This window comes from Agrobacterium sp. LR_9 (assembly GCF_041954855.1).
Taxonomy (GTDB): domain Bacteria; phylum Pseudomonadota; class Alphaproteobacteria; order Rhizobiales; family Rhizobiaceae; genus Agrobacterium; species Agrobacterium leguminum.
Genome location: NZ_JAVAYA010000009.1, coordinates 52329 through 73920, shown reverse-complemented (window position 1 = coordinate 73920; position 21592 = coordinate 52329). Strand labels below are relative to the sequence as shown.

General features: G+C 60.0%; 18 protein-coding genes. 8 read left to right on the top strand and 10 right to left on the bottom strand.

The features are described from left to right. Positions 1-24 precede the first annotated feature (24 nt). Complete coding sequence (locus RAC79_RS12685; protein WP_003524080.1) at positions 25-477, top strand: pseudoazurin; 453 nt, start codon at positions 25-27, stop codon at positions 475-477. A 238-nt stretch (positions 478-715) separates the two neighbouring features. Further along, a complete protein-coding gene (locus RAC79_RS12680) occupies positions 716-1867 on the top strand; it encodes a DUF2333 family protein (RefSeq protein ID WP_078051758.1) in 1152 nt (383 codons plus the stop codon). Between the two features lie 30 nt (positions 1868-1897). Here RAC79_RS12680 and RAC79_RS12675 read toward each other — a convergent pair whose 3' ends face one another. After that, positions 1898-2614 (bottom strand): helix-turn-helix transcriptional regulator, encoded by a 717-nt coding sequence (locus tag RAC79_RS12675; protein ID WP_065655674.1) that lies wholly within the window; start codon positions 2612-2614, stop codon positions 1898-1900. A gap of 100 nt (positions 2615-2714) precedes the next feature. Continuing rightward, on the bottom strand, positions 2715-3236 hold the full coding sequence (locus RAC79_RS12670) for a TIGR00645 family protein (protein ID WP_003524933.1): 522 nt from the start codon (positions 3234-3236) through the stop codon (positions 2715-2717). Between the two features lie 358 nt (positions 3237-3594). On the opposite strand from RAC79_RS12670, the gene RAC79_RS12665 reads away from it, so the two are divergent. Next, on the top strand, positions 3595-5856 hold the full coding sequence (locus tag RAC79_RS12665) for a TonB-dependent hemoglobin/transferrin/lactoferrin family receptor (RefSeq protein WP_174039537.1): 2262 nt from the start codon (positions 3595-3597) through the stop codon (positions 5854-5856). 56 nt (positions 5857-5912) lie between these two features. Here RAC79_RS12665 and RAC79_RS12660 read toward each other — a convergent pair whose 3' ends face one another. After that, a complete protein-coding gene (locus tag RAC79_RS12660) occupies positions 5913-6836 on the bottom strand; it encodes an extensin family protein (protein WP_174039538.1) in 924 nt (307 codons plus the stop codon). A gap of 282 nt (positions 6837-7118) precedes the next feature. On the opposite strand from RAC79_RS12660, the gene RAC79_RS12655 reads away from it, so the two are divergent. Both RAC79_RS12655 and RAC79_RS12650 read left to right on the top strand, forming a co-directional pair. Further along, on the top strand, positions 7119-9308 hold the full coding sequence (locus RAC79_RS12655) for an anthranilate synthase (protein ID WP_174039539.1): 2190 nt from the start codon (positions 7119-7121) through the stop codon (positions 9306-9308). Then, positions 9305-9817: a GNAT family N-acetyltransferase gene (locus RAC79_RS12650; protein ID WP_174039540.1), complete on the top strand. Its 513-nt coding sequence runs from the start codon at positions 9305-9307 to the stop codon at positions 9815-9817. The genes RAC79_RS12655 and RAC79_RS12650 overlap by 4 nt, the downstream gene beginning before the upstream one ends. Here RAC79_RS12650 and RAC79_RS12645 read toward each other — a convergent pair. After that, a complete protein-coding gene (locus RAC79_RS12645) occupies positions 9814-10758 on the bottom strand; it encodes an HD-GYP domain-containing protein (RefSeq protein WP_065655669.1) in 945 nt (314 codons plus the stop codon). The two genes, RAC79_RS12650 and RAC79_RS12645, sit on opposite strands and share 4 nt — an antisense overlap. A 278-nt stretch (positions 10759-11036) precedes the next feature. Here RAC79_RS12645 and ade point away from each other — a divergent pair, with 278 nt between their 5' ends. Beyond that, a complete protein-coding gene (gene ade, locus RAC79_RS12640; RefSeq protein WP_078051752.1) occupies positions 11037-12731 on the top strand; it encodes an adenine deaminase in 1695 nt (564 codons plus the stop codon). 65 nt (positions 12732-12796) lie between these two features. On the opposite strand, the gene RAC79_RS12635 is transcribed toward ade, so the two are convergent. The 3 genes from RAC79_RS12635 to RAC79_RS12625 form a co-directional block, all read right to left on the bottom strand. After that, entirely contained in the window at positions 12797-13348 is a 552-nt protein-coding gene (locus tag RAC79_RS12635) for a hypothetical protein (protein WP_078051751.1), read from the bottom strand. A 304-nt stretch (positions 13349-13652) separates the two neighbouring features. Continuing rightward, positions 13653-14111, bottom strand: coding sequence for an aminoglycoside 6'-N-acetyltransferase (aac(6'), locus tag RAC79_RS12630; protein WP_078051750.1), 459 nt, complete (start codon positions 14109-14111; stop codon positions 13653-13655). Continuing rightward, a complete protein-coding gene (locus RAC79_RS12625) occupies positions 14108-15772 on the bottom strand; it encodes an alpha-glucosidase family protein (protein ID WP_078051749.1) in 1665 nt (554 codons plus the stop codon). Before RAC79_RS12625 ends, aac(6') begins: the two co-directional genes overlap by 4 nt. A 154-nt stretch (positions 15773-15926) precedes the next feature. On the opposite strand from RAC79_RS12625, the gene RAC79_RS12620 reads away from it, so the two are divergent. Both RAC79_RS12620 and RAC79_RS12615 read left to right on the top strand, forming a co-directional pair. Then, positions 15927-16847 carry a sugar kinase gene (locus RAC79_RS12620; RefSeq protein WP_174036299.1) on the top strand — a complete coding sequence of 307 codons (921 nt, stop codon included), beginning with the start codon at positions 15927-15929 and terminating at the stop codon, positions 16845-16847. Positions 16848-17008: 161 nt separating this feature from the next. Continuing rightward, on the top strand, positions 17009-18058 hold the full coding sequence (locus RAC79_RS12615; RefSeq protein ID WP_035240305.1) for a bifunctional monoglucosyl/glucuronosyl diacylglycerol synthase: 1050 nt from the start codon (positions 17009-17011) through the stop codon (positions 18056-18058). A 419-nt stretch (positions 18059-18477) separates the two neighbouring features. Here RAC79_RS12615 and RAC79_RS12610 read toward each other — a convergent pair whose 3' ends face one another. The 3 genes from RAC79_RS12610 to RAC79_RS12600 form a co-directional block, all read right to left on the bottom strand. Next, positions 18478-19086, bottom strand: a complete 609-nt coding sequence (locus RAC79_RS12610; RefSeq protein ID WP_174039545.1) for a DUF2026 family protein — start codon at positions 19084-19086, stop codon at positions 18478-18480. Positions 19087-19285: 199 nt separating this feature from the next. Beyond that, positions 19286-20716 carry a ribosome biogenesis GTPase Der gene (gene der / locus RAC79_RS12605; RefSeq protein ID WP_065113932.1) on the bottom strand — a complete coding sequence of 477 codons (1431 nt, stop codon included), beginning with the start codon at positions 20714-20716 and terminating at the stop codon, positions 19286-19288. Positions 20717-20848: 132 nt separating this feature from the next. Beyond that, positions 20849-21520 (bottom strand): tetratricopeptide repeat protein, encoded by a 672-nt coding sequence (locus RAC79_RS12600; protein ID WP_174039546.1) that lies wholly within the window; start codon positions 21518-21520, stop codon positions 20849-20851. Between the last annotated feature and the right edge of the window lie 72 nt (positions 21521-21592).

Below are 21592 nucleotides of genomic sequence, written 5' to 3'. Positions count from 1 at the left end.
GTGCTTTCTCTCAGGAGCAAAACGATGCAGAACAGAACTGCCAAATTCGCCGGCCTCGCCATTCTCGCAGGTCTTTTCGCCTTTCCCGCCCTTGCTGCCGAAATCGAAGTGAAGATGCTCAACAAGGGCAGCGACGGTCAGGCGATGGTCTTCGAGCCCGCAACCGTCAAGGCCGCCGTCGGCGACGTCATTACCTTCGTCCCGGTCGACAAGGGCCATGATGCGGCAGCCGTGAAGGACATGATCCCCGAGGGTGTCGCAGACTTCAAGGGCAAGATGAACGAGACGGTGAAGTTGACGGTCGAGAAGGAAGGCGCCTACGTCGTCAAATGCACACCGCATCTGGGCATGGGCATGATCGCGCTCGTTGTCGTCGGCGATGCCGCGCCGGCCAATCTGGACGCCGTCAAGAACGGCAAACTGCCGAAAAAGGCGCGCGACCGGCTGAACGACGAGATCGCCAAGCTCGGCCTTTGAGGACATATCCCTTCGGTTCCGCGGCGGCTGTTCCTCCACAATCGGTGTGGAAAGCCATAATGGCCGGCGCGGACCGCAGGTTGAGAAAAGTTTCGCAATCATGTTGTATCCCGGTTGACCGGGACATATCTGGAAGACAGTAAATGACCGCGGTTTGTACGAAGCGCCGAAGGGCGCGGATGGCCCGCGTGTTTTTCTTCCGGCGTCCAGCCCCACGGGCAGAGGAGACTATGACGACATGATCGACCGGATCACCGCTTTGATTCAGGCAGCCTTCAGCGCCATCGGCAGGGCCGCCGGTCTTCTCGTCGCCTGGCTTCTGTGGCCCTTCATGGCCGCCCACGGCTGGTACAGCGGCCGCAACTGGCTCATCAAGGGCCCGATCGCCCTCATCGTCATTCTTCTTGCCGGCTTCTACGGATATTTCATCTGGCAAACCCAGGTCTGGACGAATTTCGACCCGGATTACGTCGCGCGCTACAAGCTTGAAGAGCGCACCGTGCCTGCCGGGCAGGAATTGCCGGCCGCCGCCCCGGCGGGTGGCGCAACGGGCGCCGCCGCAAACACATCCGCGCCGGTCTGCCAGCGTTCGGCCATCGTCGACGCAGCCGCCGATCTCACCGATTTCAACGTCAACCAGAACGCGTGGATTTCCTCCATGCTGCTCTATCGTCTCGGCCTTTTCGGCATGGACTGGGACAGCACGCCGTTTCTGGACAACAAGGCGTCTTTCCAGCGTGGTGTAAACCAGGCCGTGCGCCGCACCTCGGTGGAACTTGTGGATACGCTCGGCCGCGTGCGCGGAACCTCCGGCATCAACAACAATCTCCAGGAAGCGCGCGGCAACATGCAGTTCAGCGAGTATTCCTGGTATTTCGGTCTCGATCCCTTCGGCCCGAAGACCCCGACCCCCAGCTATTACCGCGCCGCCATCCGCAGCTTCCAGGCCTTCAATGGCGAACTCGCCGCCTGCAAGGCCGTCTTCGATACCCGCGCCGACAACCTCATCCAGTTCATCGACCGTATCGCCGGCGATATCGGCTCCACGTCGGCAATTCTGCGCGAACGCTCGGAAAATTATAACGGCGGCTGGTTCGATACCCGTGCCGACGACCGCTTCTGGTTCGCCTATGGCCAGCTCTACGGTTATTACGGCGTGCTTTCCGCCGCCGGATCGGACTTCGCGCAGGTCATCCGCGAGCGTAACCTGACCAACCTGTGGAACGACACGCTGTTGCAGACCCGCGCAGCCCTGCGCATCCAGCCGGCGATCATTTCCAATGGTGAGGAAAGCGGCTGGATCATGCCCTCGCACCTCGCCACCATGGGATTTTACGTTTTGCGGGTCCGCTCGAATCTCGTCGAGCTTCGCTCGGTTCTCGACCGGTAAGGCGAGATCTGCCGGGAACGACAGGGTCGATCAGTCTATCAGGCCAAGGCGTATGGTCTTGGCCACCAGCTGGGTGCGGTTGACGCAGTCGAGCTTGCGGATGGCGTTGTTCATATAGGCATTGACGGTATGTTCCGAGATGGACAGAAGCTCGGCGATCTCCACGGAGGTCTTTCCCTGCGCCGTCCAGCGCACGACGTCTAGTTCCCGCTTCGTCAAAGGCGATGGACCTTTTGAGTTGGTGCGGCAAAGCCGGTCATAGACTTCCAGCGCATGCAGCACGATCATGCCCAGCTCGTTGAGCGCGGCTTGCGGCAGGATATCGCGATCGCCCGCGAAATTCATCAGATGCCGGTTGCCGTACATGCCATGCACCGGCACCATCAGACCGGACGTTATGCCCATGCTGCTCAGCGAGGCCGCCGCATCCACCAGCGGTCCGCAGGCAATATCCGGATCCTGCAGCGACCAATATTGCGGCATCATCGATGACGCGCCGCGCTTGATGACGGGACACTCCCCAAGCGCGCCGTCCCGGGTCATCGCATTCACGACCCAGATGGGCAGGCTGCTTTCGACAACCGTTGGCAAGGCATAGGCATTCTGGCCGCCGGGCAAGCGCAAAAGGGTCACATAGGCGTAACCGAAGGCGCGCATCACTTCCCGCAGGGCCTCCAGCCATTGGGATTTGTCGGCCGCAGCCGACAGATCGTCGCAAAGTCTGGCCTGACGCTCCGTCTTCACCATTCACGCACCCTCGACACGCCGGGACGCAGCGCCCGGAGCGTAAAACATGCGGCTTGGCCAGAACGGGGTTACGACCTTCATATCGGCTGGACCATCCTGATCAAAGCACCGGCTTTTCGGATTTGTCCTTCGGCTTGGCCATCAGTTTTTCCAGAAAACCAAGCATGACCGCCGAGACGACAAAAGCCAGATGGATGATGGTGAACCACATCAGCTTGCTGTCCGAATATTGACTGGCGTTGAGGAAGATTTGCAGCAGGTGGATCGACGAGATCGCCACGATCGACGATGCGACCTTGATTTTCAGACTGCCGGAATCGAGCTTGCCCAGAAAGGAAACCTCGGCATCGGCATCGTCGAAGCGGCTGACGAAGTTCTCGTAACCGGAAATCATCACCATGACGATCAGGCTGGCGACCAGCGCCGCATCGATCAGACCCAGCATGGCGAGGATCATGTCCGCTTCGTCGTAGGTGAAAACGTTCTTCGCAACTTTCAGAAACTTCAGCGCGAAGGAAAACGCATAAACCGCCAGTGCCGCGACGAGCCCGAGATAAAAAACGACGAGCAGCCAGCGGCTGGAGAGGATGATCCGCTCGACGAGCAGTTCAAGAGACTTCATTTCCGTATCCGATTAATAATCTGTTTATTGTTGGGGCATGGTTTGTTTCGCCATGTAAACTGGCTGCGAATATCCTAGCAAGCGGCAATGTCGGGACTTTGACCGTACCGTGGCGTTTTCACACCCCATTCACCAATGAGGGTCGAGAGCGGATAAGCGTCATATTTTTGCAACATACTGTTATGCTTTAAAACATGATGCAAAAAGTCATATATAATATGTTGACAGTTATCGTCATGTTTTTTAGTCCTCGCTTATCGGCTCGCCCGTAACAATCAAAACAGTTTCAGCCGCGGCGGCAAGCGCGGCGTGCTTTTGCACGCCGTGGCCCATTCGCGCGCCTACCTGGGGGTAATTAATGTCCATTTCGCGCACGCATTCCGCGCTGCTTCTGTGCACTGCCATCTCTCTTCTGCCGCTTGCCGGCCCCGCGCGGGCCCAGGACGCCGCGGCGCAAGCGGACGAGGCCACCACGCTTGAAAGGATCGTCGTCAAGGGCAAGCGCGTCAAGGGCGGCAGCGCCACAGCGGATACCCCGCTTGCGACGCAGACGACCGCCGCGACGATAGAAAACAAGCAGATCACCAGCATCGAGGACCTTGGCCGCGTCGCACAGCCCGGTGTGTCGTTCAACCGCAGCACCGGCGCCGTCAATATTCGCGGCCTTGAAGGCGACCGTGTTCTCACTACCATCGACGGTATTCCGGTACGCTATCTGTCCGACGCAACGCGCGGCGCGACTGGCGGTCTGGACAGCTTCAACTTCTCATCGCTTTCGGCGGTGGACGTGCTGCGGGGTGCGGATTCCAGCCGCGCGGGTTCCGGCGCGCTGGGCGGCGTTCTCGGATTGAGGACGCTCGAGCCTGAAGACCTCATTCAGGACGGCCGGGATTGGGGCGGGGTTGCCAAATTTACCTTCGACAGCGCCGACACCAGCTATGAACCCTCCGTCGCCGTGGCCAAGAAGATCGAGAACACCTCGATCATGTTCCAAGGCGGTTATAAAAAGGGCAAGGAGCGCAAGACCAACGGCAGCGTCGACACCTACGGTCCGACCCGCACCAAGGCCGATCCTTCGGACTACGATCAGCACAACCTGCTGTTCAAGCTGCGCCAGGAGCTGGAAGACGGGCATCGCATCGGCCTCACCGCCGAAAGCTTCCGTCGCGACCGGGACACCGATTCCAAGATCAACCAGGCGGCCGTGCTCGGTCCGCGCGACAACTACCTGCCGGGCGCTTATTTCACCAGAAACGCCACTGCGCGCGACCGCATCTCGCTTGACTATTCCTATGACTCGCCCAGCACGGATGGTCCGCTCGACAGCGCCTGGGCATCGCTTTACTGGCAGAAGCAGTCCCGCGAGACCGGTTACAACGGCTTCCGCTCGACGACAGTTGTTGGCAACATCAGCCGTCTGAACGATTATGAGGAAAACAGCTTCGGCCTCGTCGGCGCCGTGCAGAAGAAGTTGGAAACCGGCCAGTTTGACCACAACGTCACCTTCGGCTTCGACCTTTCGCGCGCAACGTCCGAACAATATTCCTCCGGCCGCGATAATTGCCGGCTGCCCTATACGGGCGCCTTCTCGGCCTGCGCAAACCTTCACACCAACCAGGCGGACACGCCGAAGGTGGAAACCAGCCGCGTGGGCTTTTACGTCGATGACGAGATCGGTTTCGGTCAGACCGGCTTCTCGCTGACCCCGGGCCTGCGTTTCGACTGGGTGCAGCATACGCCGGAAATGACGGCGGAATATGCCCGCAACACCAACCGCCCCGCCCTTCCGGGCGAATTCGACGACGTGGCCGTTTCACCGAAGCTGCGCGCCGGTTACGACGTTGCCGACAAGGTGGAACTCTACGCCCAGTGGGCCATGGGCTTCCGGCCGCCGAATGCCGGCGAGCTGTATAGCGTGTTCGGCGGTCCGGGCACCTATCTCCGCCTCGGCAATCCCGCCCTCGAATCGGAAACCAGCAACGGCATCGAAATCGGCGCCAATCTCGGTGACGAGGATCTCGGCGGACGTATCAACCTGTTTTATAACCGCTACAGGAACTTCATCGATACGGTCAGCCTGACGCCGGCGCAGGCGGCGGCGCTCGGTTATAACCTGAACAACTATCGCCAGGGCGGCATCACGCGCGGCGTCAACCTCGACCGTGCCCGCATCTACGGTGCGGAACTGTCGGCGCATGCACGCTTCGACAACGGCTTCAGCCTGCGTGCCGGTCTGGCTTACGCCAACGGCAAGAACCTGGACGACGGCAGCTTCCTGCAGTCGGTCTCGCCGCTGAAAGGCGTCATCAGCGCCGCCTACGACACCGAAACATGGGGCGTCGGCATCGACTGGATCGCCGCCAATGGCGGACGTGGCAGGGATGTGGTCGCCAACGGTCAGAGAACCTATTTCGCCGCGCCGGGTTACGGCCTCGTCGATCTGACGGCGTGGTACGAACCGGATCAGATCAAGGGCCTTCGCCTCAACGCGGGCATCTACAACGTCTTCGATAAGACCTATTACGATTACGCCACGGCACGCACCGCCGGCTCGCAGGCCAACGAATATTACTCAGAGCCGGGTCGCACCTTCAAAATCTCTCTGACCCAGAAATTCTAAAACCGGGCAGAAACATCATCTCCAGTCGGGGCGGCCTTCGGGTCGCCCCTTTTTTATCAGCGGCAATAGAGATAACCGCCTTTTCGCTCCAGCACGTCGAGATGCAGGTGGTCCTGATGGGTGGCGTCGCTGCCGGGGGAAAGAACCGTGCGGAAGAACAGGCAGGCTGCGGCGGTAATCGTGCGCTGGAAAGCGCCTTCCGGCGTTCCGTCCTCACCGCGCGGCTTCATCACCAGCGGCTCGCCCTTATCGAAGGCGATCGTGGAAATATCGACGGCATTGCCCTTGGCATGTTCGGAAATCTTGCCGTTTTCCGCGCTGTTGCGGTTGCGGCAGATATAGGTCGAGGCATTGGCGATGGCCGTCACCTTTTTCTCCGGCATAGCCAGAGCCGCAGCCGGCAGCATCATTTCCTTTGTCCAGCGGGAAAGCGCGAGCGCGGTTTCGCAGCGCATGGTCCCCGAAGGTTCCAGCTTGATGCCGGGCAGAACCACGGAAAGCTCGACAGGCGCTTCGATGCCGCAGCCCTGCTCCGCATCGCGGATCGGTTCGAGCTGTTTGAATTCCGCGCCGATATCCTTCAACGCGCCAAGGCATGCCTGAAGCGCGGCCGGGTCTTCCGGCCTCACCGGCTCCGGCGGCTTCTCTTCCGGTTTTGCAGCGTCAACATCCGGCTTGCGTTGTTCACCATCCTCTTTGCCCTCCCCCGCCTTGCCTTCGACGCCTTTCCTGCTGTCATCGGACCCCTTGTCTGCCGGCGTCTTGCCGTCATCCGGTTTCCCCTCTTCCGGGACCTGCGGTTTCGGGGCTGGTTTCGGCGCTTCCACCGGGCTTTGCGGCGGCTCGTCCGATGGCTTTTCCGCAGGGGTGGCGGATTGCCCCTCACCCGGTTTCGGTTGCGGCACCGGCACCTGCGCCGGCGGTTCAGAGGCGGAAATCAATGCGAGGGTGGTTACCAGAAGACACAGGCGATGAAGCATTTTTCGGGGCACTCCTGACCGTTTCGGCAGGAGTGCAACGCCGCCACGGCCCGTAAGGTTCATTCCCTCACCGAAATCCGCTTGCCAAGGCGGATCGTGCGCGCTAACAATTTTCCCATGAACATCGTGTCTAAGAACATTGCTAACTGGTGGTGGGGCAGCTTTTCGCGGCCTTGACCAGTCATGTCTTCAGACAAAGTCCAAGCCGCCCGAATTTTCAGGCGGCTTTTTTGTTATTGTGCCGCCTGTCATCGGGCCTGAACAACGGGAAGTATGAGAGAAATGGTAACGATCATTCAGGATGACGGAGCGGAAACCTACGAGACGAAAGGCGGCATCAAGGTCAGCCGAAAGCGTCGGCCCGCCGATTACGCCAGCGCCATCGATAATTATATCGAAAAGCTCGATTCCCATCGCGGCGCGGTTTTTTCGTCCAACTACGAATATCCGGGCCGTTACACCCGCTGGGATACGGCCATCGTTGACCCGCCGCTCGGCATTTCCTGTTTCGGCCGCAAGATGTGGATCGAGGCCTATAATGGCCGTGGCGAAGTGCTGCTTTCCTTCATCACCGAAAAGCTGAAGGCAACGCCCGATCTCACGCTTGGCGCTTCCACCACGCGCCGTCTCGATCTCACCGTCAACGAGCCGGACCGCGTCTTTACCGAAGAAGAGCGTTCGAAAATCCCGACCGTCTTCACGGCGTTGCGCGCCATCGTCGACCTCTTTTATTCGAATGCGGATTCGGCCATCGGCCTCTTCGGCGCCTTCGGTTACGATCTCGCCTTCCAGTTCGACGCGATCAAGCTGTCGCTGGCGCGCCCGGAAGACCAGCGCGACATGGTGCTGTTTCTGCCGGACGAAATCCTCGTCGTCGACCACTACTCCGCCAAGGCCTGGATCGACCGTTACGATTTCGAAAAGGGCGGCGTGACGACGGACGGCAAGTCCTCCGACATTACGCCCGATCCCTTCAAGACCACCGATACGATCCCGCCCAAGGGCGATCACCGTCCCGGTGAATATTCCGAACTGGTGGTGAAGGCCAAGGAAAGCTTCCGCCGTGGCGATCTGTTCGAGGTCGTTCCCGGCCAGAAATTCATGGAGCGTTGCGAAAGCAATCCATCGGCGATTTCGCGCCGCCTGAAGGCGATCAATCCCTCGCCCTATTCCTTCTTCATCAATCTCGGCCATCAGGAATATCTGGTCGGCGCCTCGCCGGAAATGTTCGTGCGTGTCTCCGGCCGCCGCATCGAGACCTGCCCGATTTCCGGCACCATCAAGCGCGGCGACGATCCGATTGCCGATAGCGAGCAGATCCTGAAACTGCTCAATTCGAAGAAGGACGAATCCGAACTCACCATGTGCTCGGATGTGGACCGTAACGACAAGAGCCGCGTCTGCGTACCGGGTTCGGTAAAGGTCATCGGCCGCCGCCAGATCGAGATGTATTCGCGCCTCATCCACACGGTGGACCACATCGAAGGCCGCCTGCGCGATGACATGGACGCCTTTGACGGCTTCCTCAGCCACGCCTGGGCCGTCACCGTCACCGGTGCGCCGAAACTCTGGGCCATGCGCTTCATCGAGGGCCATGAAAAGAGCCCGCGCGCCTGGTATGGCGGCGCCATCGGCATGGTCGGCTTCAATGGCGACATGAATACCGGCCTGACGCTGCGCACCATCCGCATCAAGGACGGCATTGCCGAGGTGCGTGCGGGTGCAACGCTGCTCAACGATTCCAATCCGCAGGAAGAAGAAGCCGAAACCGAGCTGAAGGCATCCGCCATGATCGCCGCCATTCGCGATGCGAAAGCCACCAACGCCGCTTCCACCAAGCGCGACGCCGCCAAGGTGGGCACCGGTGTGAAGATCCTGCTCGTCGACCACGAAGACAGCTTCGTGCACACGCTGGCGAATTATTTCCGCCAGACGGGCGCGACCGTCTCCACCGTCAGAACGCCGGTTGCGGCAGAGGTGTTCGATCGCTTCCAGCCCGATCTCGTCGTGCTCTCTCCCGGACCGGGCAGCCCGACGGATTTCGACTGCAAGGCGACGATCAAGGCCGCCCGCGCCCGCGAATTGCCGATCTTCGGCGTTTGCCTCGGCCTTCAGGCGCTGGCGGAAGCGTATGGCGGCGAGCTTCGCCAGCTTGCGGTGCCGATGCACGGCAAGCCCTCACGCATCCGCGTGCTGGAACCGGGTCTCGTCTTCTCCGGCCTCGGCAAGGAAGTAACCGTCGGCCGTTACCACTCGATCTTCGCCGACCCCTCCACCCTTCCGCGTGATTTCATCATCACCGCGGAAAGCGAGGACGGCACGATCATGGGCATCGAACACGCCAAAGAACCGGTGGCCGCCGTTCAGTTCCACCCGGAATCGATCATGACGCTCGGCCAGGACGCCGGCATGCGCATGATCGAAAACGTCGTGGTGCATCTGACCCGCAAGGCGAAGACGAAGGCGGCATGATGGCTGCTGCCGACGCCATCAGCATCGAACCCATCCGGGCGGAACACGTTGAGAGCTTTCACCGTGCTCTCGATGCGGTGTCGCGTGAGCGGAAATATCTGAGCTTCCTGAAGGCGCCGCCGCTCGATTCGGTCCGCGCCTTCGTTCTCGACATGATCGAAAACGACCATCCGCAATTCGTGGCGATTGCCGATAACACCGTTGTCGGCTGGTGCGATATCCGCCGCCAGAGCAGAGACACCCGCGTCCATTGCGGCACCCTCGGCATGGGCATCCTGCCGGCCTATCGCGACAAGGGGCTGGGTGGACGGCTGATGCGGCAGACGCTCGATGCCGCCCGTCAATGCGGGCTCCACCGTGTGGAACTGAGCGTGCATGCCGACAATGCGAGAGCAATCGCGCTTTATGAAAAGATCGGTTTTGTGCATGAAGGCCGGGGCCGTGATGCCGTTCTGATCGACGGGCGTTACATCGACAGCCTGAACATGGCGATCATCTTGGGCAACTAACCCCTCGGCAGCGAGGCGGAAATGCACAGCGCGAATTTCTTCAGCAGCTGCGTGTCGAAGTGCCCTTCCCGCCGCAGCATCCAGGTCAGCGCCTCATTCGCCGTCCACGGCTTCTTGTAGGGCCTGACCGAGGTGATGGCGTCATAGACGTCGCAAATCGCCGCGATACGCGCATAGAGGCTGATCTGGCTGCCCGCACGGCCGCTCGGATAACCGCCGCCATCCATCCGCTCATGATGATTGAAGCAGACATCGAGCACCATCTCCGGCATCTGCGCGTTGCGCGACAATATATCCCGGCCGAATGCGGGATGGAGATTGATGATTTCCCGCTCGCTGGCGCTCAACCCTTCCGCCTTGTTGAGGATCGATGAAGGGATTTCCACCTTGCCGATATCATGCAGCAACCCGCTGATGCCGAGCAGATTGACCGTTCCCCTGTCGAGTCCGAGATAATTACCGAAGAGGATCATCAGTCCGCTGACGGAGACCGAGTGCACGAAGGTCGTTTCGTCTTTCGATTTCAGGCGGGTGACGCCGATGAAAATCGCCGGGTTCGACTGCACGGCATCGGAAATCTTGCCCGCCGCCGCAGCCATACCTTTCAGCGAAACAACGCCGCCGGCTTCTGCGGAAGCAAATGTCTCGGCAATCGTATCGGCGGCCGAGCGCACGGCATGGGTAACGGCGGCGACGGTTTCCGGGCAATTGCCCGGTTGCGGCGAAGGAGCCGCAGAACGCGCGCTGCCTTCGGTATCATATCCCCTGGCGGTGTTGATGACGATGCTTTCGGCGCCGCTTGATTTCAATTGACGCATTAATTCCTCGTGCCGCAAAAGAAAGCGGTGTCGTTTTAAAAATCCCTGGTTCGAAAGCGTTCCTTCGACCGCTTCGATAAACATGCCAATCGTCAGTTGCTGGGTGGAAATTCGTTTGAGCATCAGATGCTTTTATTTTCCTTCCCGGGAATGATAACCTGAAACCGTAATTCGTAAAAATGTCGGCGCGCAACCGGCTAAACTATAAAGGTGAAGTCCAGTCTTCCCAACCCTGCCTAAACTTGCACCTCGGAAGATTAGATAACACAAATATGAAAATTTTTTACTCTGGATATATTTAAAACTCAAAGAATCAATCGGAATAGACCAAGAAACAACCACAGAATGTAAATAGTGAAAATTCTCGCATACGACGTAAATCAGGAGCCGAAGAAACCCGCATGAATTCCAGACTTGAAACGCGCATCGATCAGGGTACGGGCCGTGAACCGGCGGACATGGTTCTAAAGGGCGGACGCTTCTTCGACCTCGTCACCGGAGAACTCGTCGCTTCGGATATCGCCATCTGTGGCGACACCATCGTCGGCACCTGCGATAACTACAAGGGGCGACAGGAAATCGACATTTCCGGAAAGATCGTCGTTCCGGGTTTCATCGATACGCATCTCCATATCGAATCGTCGCTGGTGACACCGCACGAATTCGACCGCTGCGTTTTGCCCTATGGCGTTACCACGGCCATTTGCGACCCGCACGAGATCGCCAATGTTCTGGGCGTGGAAGGGCTTCAGTTCTTCCTCGACAGCGCCATGGAAACCATCATGGACATCCGCGTGCAGCTCTCCTCCTGCGTGCCCGCCACCCATCTGGAAACCGCCGGCGCCGATCTGCCCATCGAAAAACTGCTGCCGTTCCGGGGGCACCCGAAGGTCATCGGCCTTGCCGAATTCATGAATTTTCCGGGCGTCATCCACAAGGATCCGGTGTGCATGGCGAAGCTAGAGGCCTTTCGGGGCCAGCATATCGACGGCCATGCACCGCTTCTTTCCGGCACGGCGCTGAACGGCTATCTCGCCGCCGGCATCCGCACCGAACATGAATGCACGAGCGCGACTGAGGCGCTGGAGAAAATCCGCAAGGGCATGCATATTCTGGTGCGCGAAGGCTCGGTCTCGAAGGACCTGCACGCCCTGATGCCGATCATCACCGAACGCCTGTCGCCCTATCTGGCCCTCTGCACGGATGATCGCAACCCGCTCGACATCGCCGAACAGGGTCATCTCGACTATATGATCCGCACCGCAATCGCCAGCGGCGTGGAACCGCTCGCCATCTACCGCGCCGCCTCCATTTCCGCCGCAAAAGCCTTCGGTCTGCGGGATCGCGGCCTTGTCGCACCGGGCTGGCGGGCCGATCTTGTGGTCATCGACAGCCTGCAGAACTGCAAGGCGAGCATGGTGCTTTCCGGCGGCCGGCTCGTCGATGACGCCCTTTTTGCCACGCGCAAACCGGTCGCACCCGTCGGCCTCGACAGCATCAAGGCAAGACCCGTGCTCGCCTCGCATTTCGGCGTGCCGGTCACGGAGGGCGAAAGCCCTGTCATGGGTGTGCTTCCCGGCAAGATCATTACCGAGCACCGCCGCTACAGGCTGCCGACGGATGGCAACCAGACCACCGTCGATCTTGAAAACGACATCATCAAGGTCGCCGTCATCGAACGCCACGGCAAGAACGGCAACCATGCCAACGGTTTCGTTCAGGGCTTCGGCCTGAAAAAAGGCGCCATCGCCTCAACCGTCGGCCATGACAGCCACAATATCTGTGTCGTCGGCGTGAGCGAAGACGACATGGCGCTGGCCGCCAACCGGCTCGGCGAAATCAAGGGCGGCTTCGTGGTGGTGGAAGACGGCAGGGTGACGGGTGAGATCGCTTTGCCCGTCGCCGGGCTGATGAGCCTCGAACCCTATGAGACCGTTCGCGATACGCTGCACACGCTCAGAAAAGCAGCCTATGCACTCGGCACGACGCTGGAAGAACCCTTCCTGCAGGTCGCCTTCCTGCCCCTGCCCGTCATCCCGCATCTGAAGATTTCCGATATGGGTATGGTGGATGTGGACCGGTTTGCGCTGATCTGACGGTGGCTTGCCGACCGGGGCAGCGGAAAACGCTCAATCCGCATTTCGAGGCCGCGAAAGCGGCCTCATGCTTTCGTCTCCGAAGGCCAGGTGACGTAATAATATTTGCCCGCGACCCTGCCAAAATAGGCGTGTTTTCCTGTCGCCTTGTCGACATAGCTTCCGCTTCCATCCTTGGAAAGCTCGCCGTCTTCGCTGCGCTTCAGCTGCGTGTTGAGGAAATCCACCCAGTTGGTCTTGGCAATGTCAGTGGCTGTCGTCGGCTTGGCGTTTTTCTGGTTCGGGTCCCACGCATTGATCGTTTTGCCCTGAGTGGGGTTCGAAACCTGCAAGGCCCCACGCTCGAGAGCGCTCATCATCGACCGAGCGCGCAGATATTGCGCCGGATCGTCCCCCGCCAGGGAAAGCTTGGCCCTCAGATTCCACATGAAGGCGGGCGATGCGATATAATCGGCTGACGAGGTTTTGGGGGCTGATTTCGGTGTGGATGCCCGGGCTGCCGATTGTCCGGAAAGGAAGACCTCTCGGATGGATGGAAGGGCAGCCTTAGCTTTGGCGCTTGACGATGTGGAATTCGCGGTATTGGGCTGATTGAAATTCTTGATTGAAACGGACATGACAATCCCTGCTCACTTTATGGGTGGAGACCGAAAAATCTGTAGGTTTCAATAATTAATACTGGAAACTTGCCCAAGGCTCGCCAAAATCGAAGTAAATATGAAAAATTTACTTGAAAATTTTCATTAATACGAATACATTCATGTTTTAATATTGAATTAATTCGAATTTAAACCGTCATAAATCACTAAATACTTAAATATTACTATTAACCATCCAAGACGCGATCATGGCGCCGCATTTGATCGGGGAAAGGCGCCCGCGAAGACTGACATCATCCGCTGGCCGAACAGCGCCGGGAGGTCATGAACCCAAGGGCAGAGACTTGCGAAAATAAACCACCCGCTGCGTTTCCTCAAATCCCAGCGCCGCATGCATGCGGTGTGAATCGACATTGGAAATATCGGCATCGGAAGCAAGTTCGCTCACACCCTTGCTGGTCGCCCAACGGGTTACTTCGGCAATCAATGCCGCCGCAACGCCCTGCTTGCGAAAGGCCTCCTCCACATAAACGCCTTCCAGAAAGGCCACGGGCGAGGCGTCGCATCCGTTGACATAATCGTGCCGCAGGCTGGCTTCGGCAAAACCGATGGCCATGCCCGCCGGATCATAGGCGATAAATCCAACCTCGTTGTCGGAGACGTCCTGCAACTCCGCCCGGTGTTCGGCGGGTGAAGCATCCGGCCACAAACGGTGCCGCAGAAGCGACCACTCATCGAGCGATGCTTCGCCGGCCGTCTCGATGGCAAATTGCCCGCTCATGCAACGACCCCGCAAAACACATCCAGCCCCTCGAGCTTCACGATACCCGCATCGAATAACGGTGCGAAACCCGGCATCGGCAGTATATCGGTGACCCGCATGGCCTTCGGTATCGGGAATTCCACCGCCTCACGGGTGAGGTTGAAAACGAAGAGCAATTTTTCATCCCCCTTCTGGCGCGTGAAGGCCAGCACATCGAGATTGGTCTTGATGAAATGCATATCGCCATCGCGCAGCGCGCCGTGACCTTTTCGGAATGACAAGACGGCGCGGTAATGGTTCAGAACCGAGTCCGGCTTGCGCTCCTGCGCATCCACAGCCTGCATGGCATGAACATAGGGCACCGGCAGCCAGGGCTTTTCAGCGCTGGAAAAACCGGCATTCGGCTTGCCTGTCTCCCACACCATCGGCGTGCGGCATCCGTCCCGCCCCTTGAAGGCGGGCCAGAAGCGGATGCCGTAGGGATCGCGCAGATCCTCGAAGGCGAGTTCCGCCTCGATCAGACCCAGCTCCTCGCCCTGATAGAGACATATGGAACCGCGCAGGCTGGCGAGAACGCAGATGGCAAGCTTCGCCACCCGCACCTGCTCCTCTACACTTTCGGAAAAACGGCTGAGGTGGCGAACCACATCGTGGTTGGAAAAGGCCCAGCACACCCAGCCATCCGTCACCACCTTGCCGAAGGTCTCGACCGAGGCGCGCAGATGCTTCGCGCTGAAATCCGGCCCCAGCAGGTCGAAAGTGTAGCACATGTTGAGCTTGTCATTGCCGGACGTATAAGCCGCCACCGTCTTCAGCGACCGCGCCCCGTCTCCCACTTCACCCACCGTGGCGCGCCCCTCATACTCGTCGAGCAGCGCGCGAAAACGCTTCAGGAAAGCCACGTTTTCCGGCCGCGTCTTGTCGTAGAGATGGTCCTGCATGCCATAGGGATTGACGTCGGAAGCATCGAGACCGAAACTTTCCTCGTCGAAAAGCGGCGGGTTGTCGCGCAAAAGCTTGTCGTGGAAATAGTGGTTCACGGTATCGAGCCGGAAACCGTCCACACCGCGATCCAGCCAGAACCGCACGGTTTCCAGAAGCGCATCCTGCACATCCGGATTATGGAAATTGAGATCCGGCTGCGAGGCGAGGAAGCTGTGCATGTAATATTGCTTGCGCACGCCGTCCCATTCCCATGCCGGTCCGCCGAACACGGAAAGCCAGTTGGTGGGTGCCGTGCCATCCGGCTTGGGATTGGCCCAGACATACCAGTCAGCCTTGCTGTTGGTGCGGCTCGCCCGGCTGTCCACGAACCAGGGATGCTGGTCCGACGTGTGCGAGATGACCTGGTCGATGATGACCTTCAATCCCAAACGGTGCGCCTCGGCCATCAGTGCGTCGAAATCGGCAAGCGTGCCGAACATCGGATCGACATTGCAATAATCGGAAACGTCATACCCCATATCGGCCATGGGCGAGGTGAAGAAGGGCGAAAGCCAGATGCCGTCGACACCGAGCGAGGCGATATAGGGCAGGCGTTTCGTCACCCCGGCAAGATCGCCGAAACCGTCGCCGGTCGTATCCTGAAACGAGCGCGGATAGACCTGATAGATCACCGCTCCCTTCCACCAGTCCGATTGTGCTTGAGGTTTGTGGACCGGGGCATAGGGCAGCGTCATCGGCGATCTCCTGTGGGCGTCTTGCCAGAGAATATAAAGCCGTTGCCTCCGCGTAAACCGGAACTTCGCACATGCACAAACGGCTACAACCGCCCTTGTCAGAGGCGCGCACTCGTCGTAAGCCGCATGGCTGGAAAAAAGGGAGGATGACGGCGTGGGCGGACGGTTTCTGTCGATTGGCGAATGCATGGTGGAACTGTCGCAGGCCGGCAACGGGCTGCTGCGCAAGGGTTTTGCCGGCGATACATTCAATACCGCATGGTATGCCCGGGCCTGCCTGCCGGGCGACTGGTCGGTCGATTATTTCACCGCGCTTGGCGACGATCCTCTTTCTGAAGACATGCTCACCTTCATCGCGGACGCCGGCATCGGCACGGAAAAAATCCGCCGCATCAAGGGCGGCACGCCCGGCCTCTACCTCATCAATCTGAAGGATGGCGAGCGCACCTTCAGCTACTGGCGCAACGCCGCCGCCGCAAGGCAGCTGGCCGCCGATGCGGACCACCTGCGCAGGACGGTGGAAAGCGCCGATGTCGTCTATTTCTCCGGCATCACGCTCGCCATTCTCGCCTCCGCCCATGATGTCGATACGTTCCTCGCCGAACTGCGCCGCGCCAGGGCGGCGGGCAAGCTGGTGGTCTTCGACCCCAACATCCGCCCGCGCCTGTGGGCGGATAAGGATACGATGCTCGAGACCATCTCCAACGGCGCACGCGCCGCAACGCTTGTCATGCCAAGCTTCGATGACGAGGCGAGCCATTTCGGCGATGTCTCCGTGGAAGCGACCATCGACCGCTACCGTTCGCTTGGCGTCGAAAACATCGTCGTGAAGGACGGCGCCAAGGGCGCGACGCTCGATTTCGGCGGCAGCCGCACTCACGCCCCGGCGGTGAAGGCCGTAGACGTGGTGGACACGACAAGCGCCGGCGACAGCTTCAACGGCGCTTTCCTCGCCCGTTATGTGACCGGCAGTTCGCCGGAGGAAGCGGCCACCTTCGCGGCAAGGGCGGCGGCAACCGTCATCGGCCACCACGGCGCGCTGATCAGCCCCGAGCTGCTGCCGCTGGTGGGATAAGGCTCCGTCGCACCGGGGAAGCGCGCAAACTTCCGCGCGCAAACCACGCTTCCTCGCTGTCACACACCCTGACATGATCCTGTAACACGCACGCCGCATATACGGGCAGAAGCCGGGCAATGGGGATTCGCCCGCGCGCAGATGAGCAGGATCAGTGTTTCATGACGAGAATCACGATTGTCACAGATGCCTGGCACCCGCAGGTCAACGGCGTGGTTCGCTCCATAGAAAACACCAATACCGAACTCGCGCGGCTCGGCGTCGATGTGCGCATGGTCACGCCGCAGAGTTTTTACAGCATTCCCTGCCCCACCTATCCGGAAATCCGCCTTTCGGTTGCCGGTTATCGCCGTGTGGCGGCGGAGATCGAAAAAAGCCAGCCTTCCTTCGTGCATATTGCGACGGAAGGACCGCTGGGCTTCATGGCGCGGCGCTGGTGCGTGAAGAACCGCATGCGTTTTTCCACCAGCTATCACACCCGCTTTCCCGAATATGTGGCGGCGCGCTTCCCTGTGCCGGAAAGCTGGCTTTACGCTTTCGTGCGCTGGTTCCACAATGGCGGCAACACCTGCATGGTGGCGACGCCGAGCCTTGAGACCGAACTGGAAGCGCGCGGCGTGCGCAATCTGAAGCGCTGGAGCCGCGGCATCGACGCCGAGCTTTTCCATCCCCGCCCGAAAGCAAAGCTGCCTTTCGACCTGCCGCGCCCAATCTTCATGACGGTGGGACGTGTGGCGGTGGAGAAGAACCTGCCGGAATTTCTGGAACTGGACCTGCCGGGTTCGAAGGTCGTTATCGGCGACGGCCCTGCCCGCCATGAATTGCAGGAGAAATATCCGGACGTTTTGTTCACCGGCGTCAAGACCGGTGAGGAGCTGGCCGATGCCTATGCGCAGGCCGATGTCTTCGTTTTCCCCTCCAAGACCGACACGTTCGGCAACACCATTCTGGAAGCGCTGGCAAGCGGCGTGCCCGTGGCCGCCTTCCCCGTCACCGGGCCGATCGATATTCTCGGCGGCAACCCGGCAGCCGGTGCGCTGGACGACAATCTTCGCGATGCCTGTCTCGCGGCGCTTCATTGTTCGCCACAGGAGGCGCTGGCGCTTTCCAGAAGCTACAGCTGGGAAAAAGCCTCGCGGCAATTCCTCGACAATGTCATTCACGCGGCGGGAAAATCCCTGCCGCTGCTGTCGCGTTCTCAACTTGCATGAGGCGATCCCCGAGATTCTGTTCGGGAACGGTGGACGAAACGAAGCGGGAATGCCACAAGGCAATCAGGACGCGACTGCCGTTATCTTTAGAACGGGGTCGGGCTGCTGATTGACGTCAGGCGGCTGCCGCGAGAACACGCTGGCCGTCCTCTGTTTCCGGATGATACCGCCTCAGGCTAAGGGAAGAAGCTCTTTCCGTTGGGCTGCGCACCAGTGATTGATTTTCTCGATGATGTCCTTTGCAGCAATCGGCAGGGCGCTGTTGGGTATGACGGCCACCGTCCCGTGGAAAACCAGCACCAGACTATCGGGCGGCGTGAGTGCGAGATGGTGAAGCCCAGCCTGCGTAGCAACATTGCCTCAAAAGGCCTTTTGCTGACAAAACCTTGAGGATCGACACTGCGCGGCGTAACCCGCCTTCACCATGCTCCGGTAAGCATCTGGCCGGAAAGCGGCACGGTCCGCGCCTTGCCGTCGCGATCCGTTACCGAAAGCGATGCGGCCATCTGTTTCGGCGACTTGCGGAACCAGTTGGCGGCAACGCTCGCCATATCGCCGATCATCGCCTGCCTGTGCCAGTCGGCAAAGCGCTTGGCCGTGGCTTCGGGTTCGGAACGATAGAAGAAATCGCCGGATTGTCCGAGATCGTTGATGGATGCCGCCATGGCGGCAAGCGGCCGCTGGAACATTTTCGCCGGCACGGAAAGCCCATTGGCACCCTCCGAAAATGCCGGCGCCATGAAATCGATCGCCCAGCCATCCGCCTCGATCCAGCAGTGGAAGTTCTCGCCCGCGCCCGTCACATAACCGTCTTCACGGTGATCGGCGAATAGCAGCACGGTTCCACCGAGATTATAGGCCGCAAGCCCGCCCTTCGGCACCGCCTTCACCTTGTAATGCTGCTGCAGGATGAAGGCGCCGAAGGTGCTGAAATACATGGAGGCCGAGGCGGGATCGGCATTCTGGCTGATGAGCAGGCTGTTGATGACGCGGTAAATCCGGTGATAATCGGTCTGCTTGATCAGCATGGTCTTTTACTCTTCAAAACCGTGAAATTGGAGCGAGCGGGTGCCCCTTGTTTCTTCTCCCCGCCGGGGAGAAGTCCGCGGCAGCGGGATGAGGGGGCGACGGTCGAGATATACGGAGAGGGTGCCCCCTCATCCGACCCTTCGGGCCACCTTCTCCCCGATGGGGAGAAGAAATACGCGGCGACCCTTCACATCAAAATCAACGCCGCTTCTTAGCCTTGCTCTCGAACGGATTGTCAGACCCACGATAATGCACACGGATCGGCACGCCCGGCATGTCGAAATCCTTGCGCAGACCGTTCACCAGATAACGTGTATAGCTTTCCGGAATAGCTTCCGGCCGCGTGCAGGAAATCATGAAGGCCGGCGGGCGGGCCTTGACCTGCGTCATATATTTCAGCTTCAGGCGGCGGCCGGAAACGGCCGGCGGCGGATGCTGGGTCGTCTGCGAATCCAGCCAGCGGTTAAGGCGGGCGGTGGAGATGCGGCGGTTCCAGACCTTGTCGGTGTCGATGATGTTCTGCATCAGCCGGTCGAGGCCATAACCCGTCTGGCCGGAAATCGGCACGGCGCGAATGCCGCGCGCCTGCGGCAGAAGCCGCTCGGTTTTCTCGCGCAGATCGGCCAGATAGGCCTGCGGGTCTTCCACCAGGTCCCATTTGTTGAAGGCGAGCACGGCGGCGCGGCCTTCGCGGATGACGAGATCGACGAGCTGCAAATCCTGCTTCTCGAAGGGAATGGTGCTGTCGAACACGATCACCACGGTTTCGGCAAAACGAATGGAGCGCAGCGAATCCGCGACCGAGAGCTTTTCCAGCTTCTCCGTCACCTTGGCCTTGCGGCGCATGCCGGCCGTGTCAAACATCTTGATGGTGCGGCCGCGCCAGTCCCATTCGACCGAAATACTGTCGCGGGTAATGCCCGCTTCCGGGCCGGTCAACAGGCGGTCTTCACCGAGAAAGCGGTTGATCAGCGTCGACTTGCCCGCATTCGGCCGGCCGATAATGGCGACGCGCAGCGGCTTGGTCTCGTCATAAACCGGCTCTTCGTCTTCTTCATCCTCGCTGCCCGGCTCGCCGCGCGGCAAAACGATATCCGTCTCCGCCTCGTCCACCTCAGGCGGGAAGGCGACGTCTTCACCGATCGCCTCGACGATGGCGTCGCGCAGGTCGATCATGCCCTGACCGTGTTCGGCCGAAATTGGGCAAGGGTCACCGAGGCCAAGCGTGAAGGCATCATAGAAACCGGCATCCGAGCCGCGCGCTTCGGACTTGTTGGCCACCAGCACCACCGGCTTGCCCCGACGGCGCAGCATTTCGGCGAGCGTCTCGTCGGCCGGCGTCAGACCAGCCTTGGCGTCCACAACGAACAGCGTCACATCGGCATCGTCGATTGCCGCTTCGGTCTGCGCCCACATGCGGCCCTGAAGCGTTTCCGGCCCGGATTGCTCCAGACCGGCGGTATCGATGATGGTGAAACGCAGGTCGACCAGCTTCGCCTCGCCGGGGCGGCGGTCGCGGGTCACACCCGGCGTATCGTCCACCAGCGCCAGCTTCTTTCCGACGAGACGGTTAAAAAGCGTGGACTTGCCGACATTGGGGCGCCCGACTATGGCGACGGTGAAGCTCATTGATCCTGGTTCCTTAAAGCACGTCTGCCCAAAACGTTACCTGTTTTGGGCAAAGGACATGCGTAAAATAATGAGTTGGATCGCTTTGGCAATGCACAGAATGCCGGCGCGATCCTGCGTGGCGCAGCGGCGTTAGGCAGCCTTGCCCGAAGCGGTGATATTGTCGAGCATGATCTGCGCGCGGTTCGTCACGTTGCGTGGCGCCTGCGCGTCGCTGACGATCTGCTCGAACCATTGTTTGGCCTTGGCGAAATCGCCGGCCTTGTAGGCGGCAAGACCCAGAGCTTCGCGGGCGGAAGCGCGCATGGTCTGGCCCTCGGCGCTCAGCGGCTCGGCCAATGCGACGACCTGATCATAGGTGCCGTTATCCACCAGCAGCCAGGCGGCGCGCACCTTGGCGGTGTCGCGGAAGACCTGCGGTGCGGATGTGTCGTTGCCGATGGCGGTGAAGGCGGCGATGGCGCCGGCCGCATCACCCTTCTGCGACAGCAGCGTGGCCGAGCGGAACTTTGCCAGAACCGGATAATTGCCATGACCGGAGGTTTCGAGATCGGCGAAGGCCTTCAGCGCCTCATCCGTCTTGTTGTCCGAAGCGAGCTTCAGCGCCGCAAGGAACTGATCACCGGAATTGGAAGCGCGGCTGGTGTTCCAGTATTCGTAGATACCGGCGCCGGCGGCGCCCAGAACCACGAGAACGGCCGCACCCACGACCACGATACCGTAACGGCCCCAGAAGCGCGACAGCTGCTCGGAGCGGATCTGCTCGTTCACTTCGCGGATAAAGGTATCATTCTCGTTTGCCATCAAATTCTCCGTTACCCGCGCGGAGATCGTGTCCCGATCCATCCGTCCGCGGACATACCAAGCCGCTTACCC

Bases quoted from the DNA above. Each gene is read 5' to 3' on its own strand.
- RAC79_RS12685 (WP_003524080.1), top strand. From the start codon at position 25: ATGCAGAACAGAACTGCCAAATTCGCCGGCCTCGCCATTCTCGCAGGT.
- RAC79_RS12680 (WP_078051758.1), top strand. From the start codon at position 716: ATGATCGACCGGATCACCGCTTTGATTCAGGCAGCCTTCAGCGCCATC.
- RAC79_RS12675 (WP_065655674.1), bottom strand. From the start codon at position 2,614: ATGGTGAAGACGGAGCGTCAGGCCAGACTTTGCGACGATCTGTCGGCT.
- RAC79_RS12670 (WP_003524933.1), bottom strand. From the start codon at position 3,236: ATGAAGTCTCTTGAACTGCTCGTCGAGCGGATCATCCTCTCCAGCCGC.
- RAC79_RS12665 (WP_174039537.1), top strand. From the start codon at position 3,595: ATGTCCATTTCGCGCACGCATTCCGCGCTGCTTCTGTGCACTGCCATC.
- RAC79_RS12660 (WP_174039538.1), bottom strand. From the start codon at position 6,836: ATGCTTCATCGCCTGTGTCTTCTGGTAACCACCCTCGCATTGATTTCC.
- RAC79_RS12655 (WP_174039539.1), top strand. From the start codon at position 7,119: ATGGTAACGATCATTCAGGATGACGGAGCGGAAACCTACGAGACGAAA.
- RAC79_RS12650 (WP_174039540.1), top strand. From the start codon at position 9,305: ATGATGGCTGCTGCCGACGCCATCAGCATCGAACCCATCCGGGCGGAA.
- RAC79_RS12645 (WP_065655669.1), bottom strand. From the start codon at position 10,758: ATGCTCAAACGAATTTCCACCCAGCAACTGACGATTGGCATGTTTATC.
- ade (WP_078051752.1), top strand. From the start codon at position 11,037: ATGAATTCCAGACTTGAAACGCGCATCGATCAGGGTACGGGCCGTGAA.
- RAC79_RS12635 (WP_078051751.1), bottom strand. From the start codon at position 13,348: ATGTCCGTTTCAATCAAGAATTTCAATCAGCCCAATACCGCGAATTCC.
- RAC79_RS12625 (WP_078051749.1), bottom strand. From the start codon at position 15,772: ATGACGCTGCCCTATGCCCCGGTCCACAAACCTCAAGCACAATCGGAC.
- RAC79_RS12615 (WP_035240305.1), top strand. From the start codon at position 17,009: ATGACGAGAATCACGATTGTCACAGATGCCTGGCACCCGCAGGTCAAC.
- RAC79_RS12610 (WP_174039545.1), bottom strand. From the start codon at position 19,086: ATGCTGATCAAGCAGACCGATTATCACCGGATTTACCGCGTCATCAAC.
- der (WP_065113932.1), bottom strand. From the start codon at position 20,716: ATGAGCTTCACCGTCGCCATAGTCGGGCGCCCCAATGTCGGCAAGTCC.
- RAC79_RS12600 (WP_174039546.1), bottom strand. From the start codon at position 21,520: ATGGCAAACGAGAATGATACCTTTATCCGCGAAGTGAACGAGCAGATC.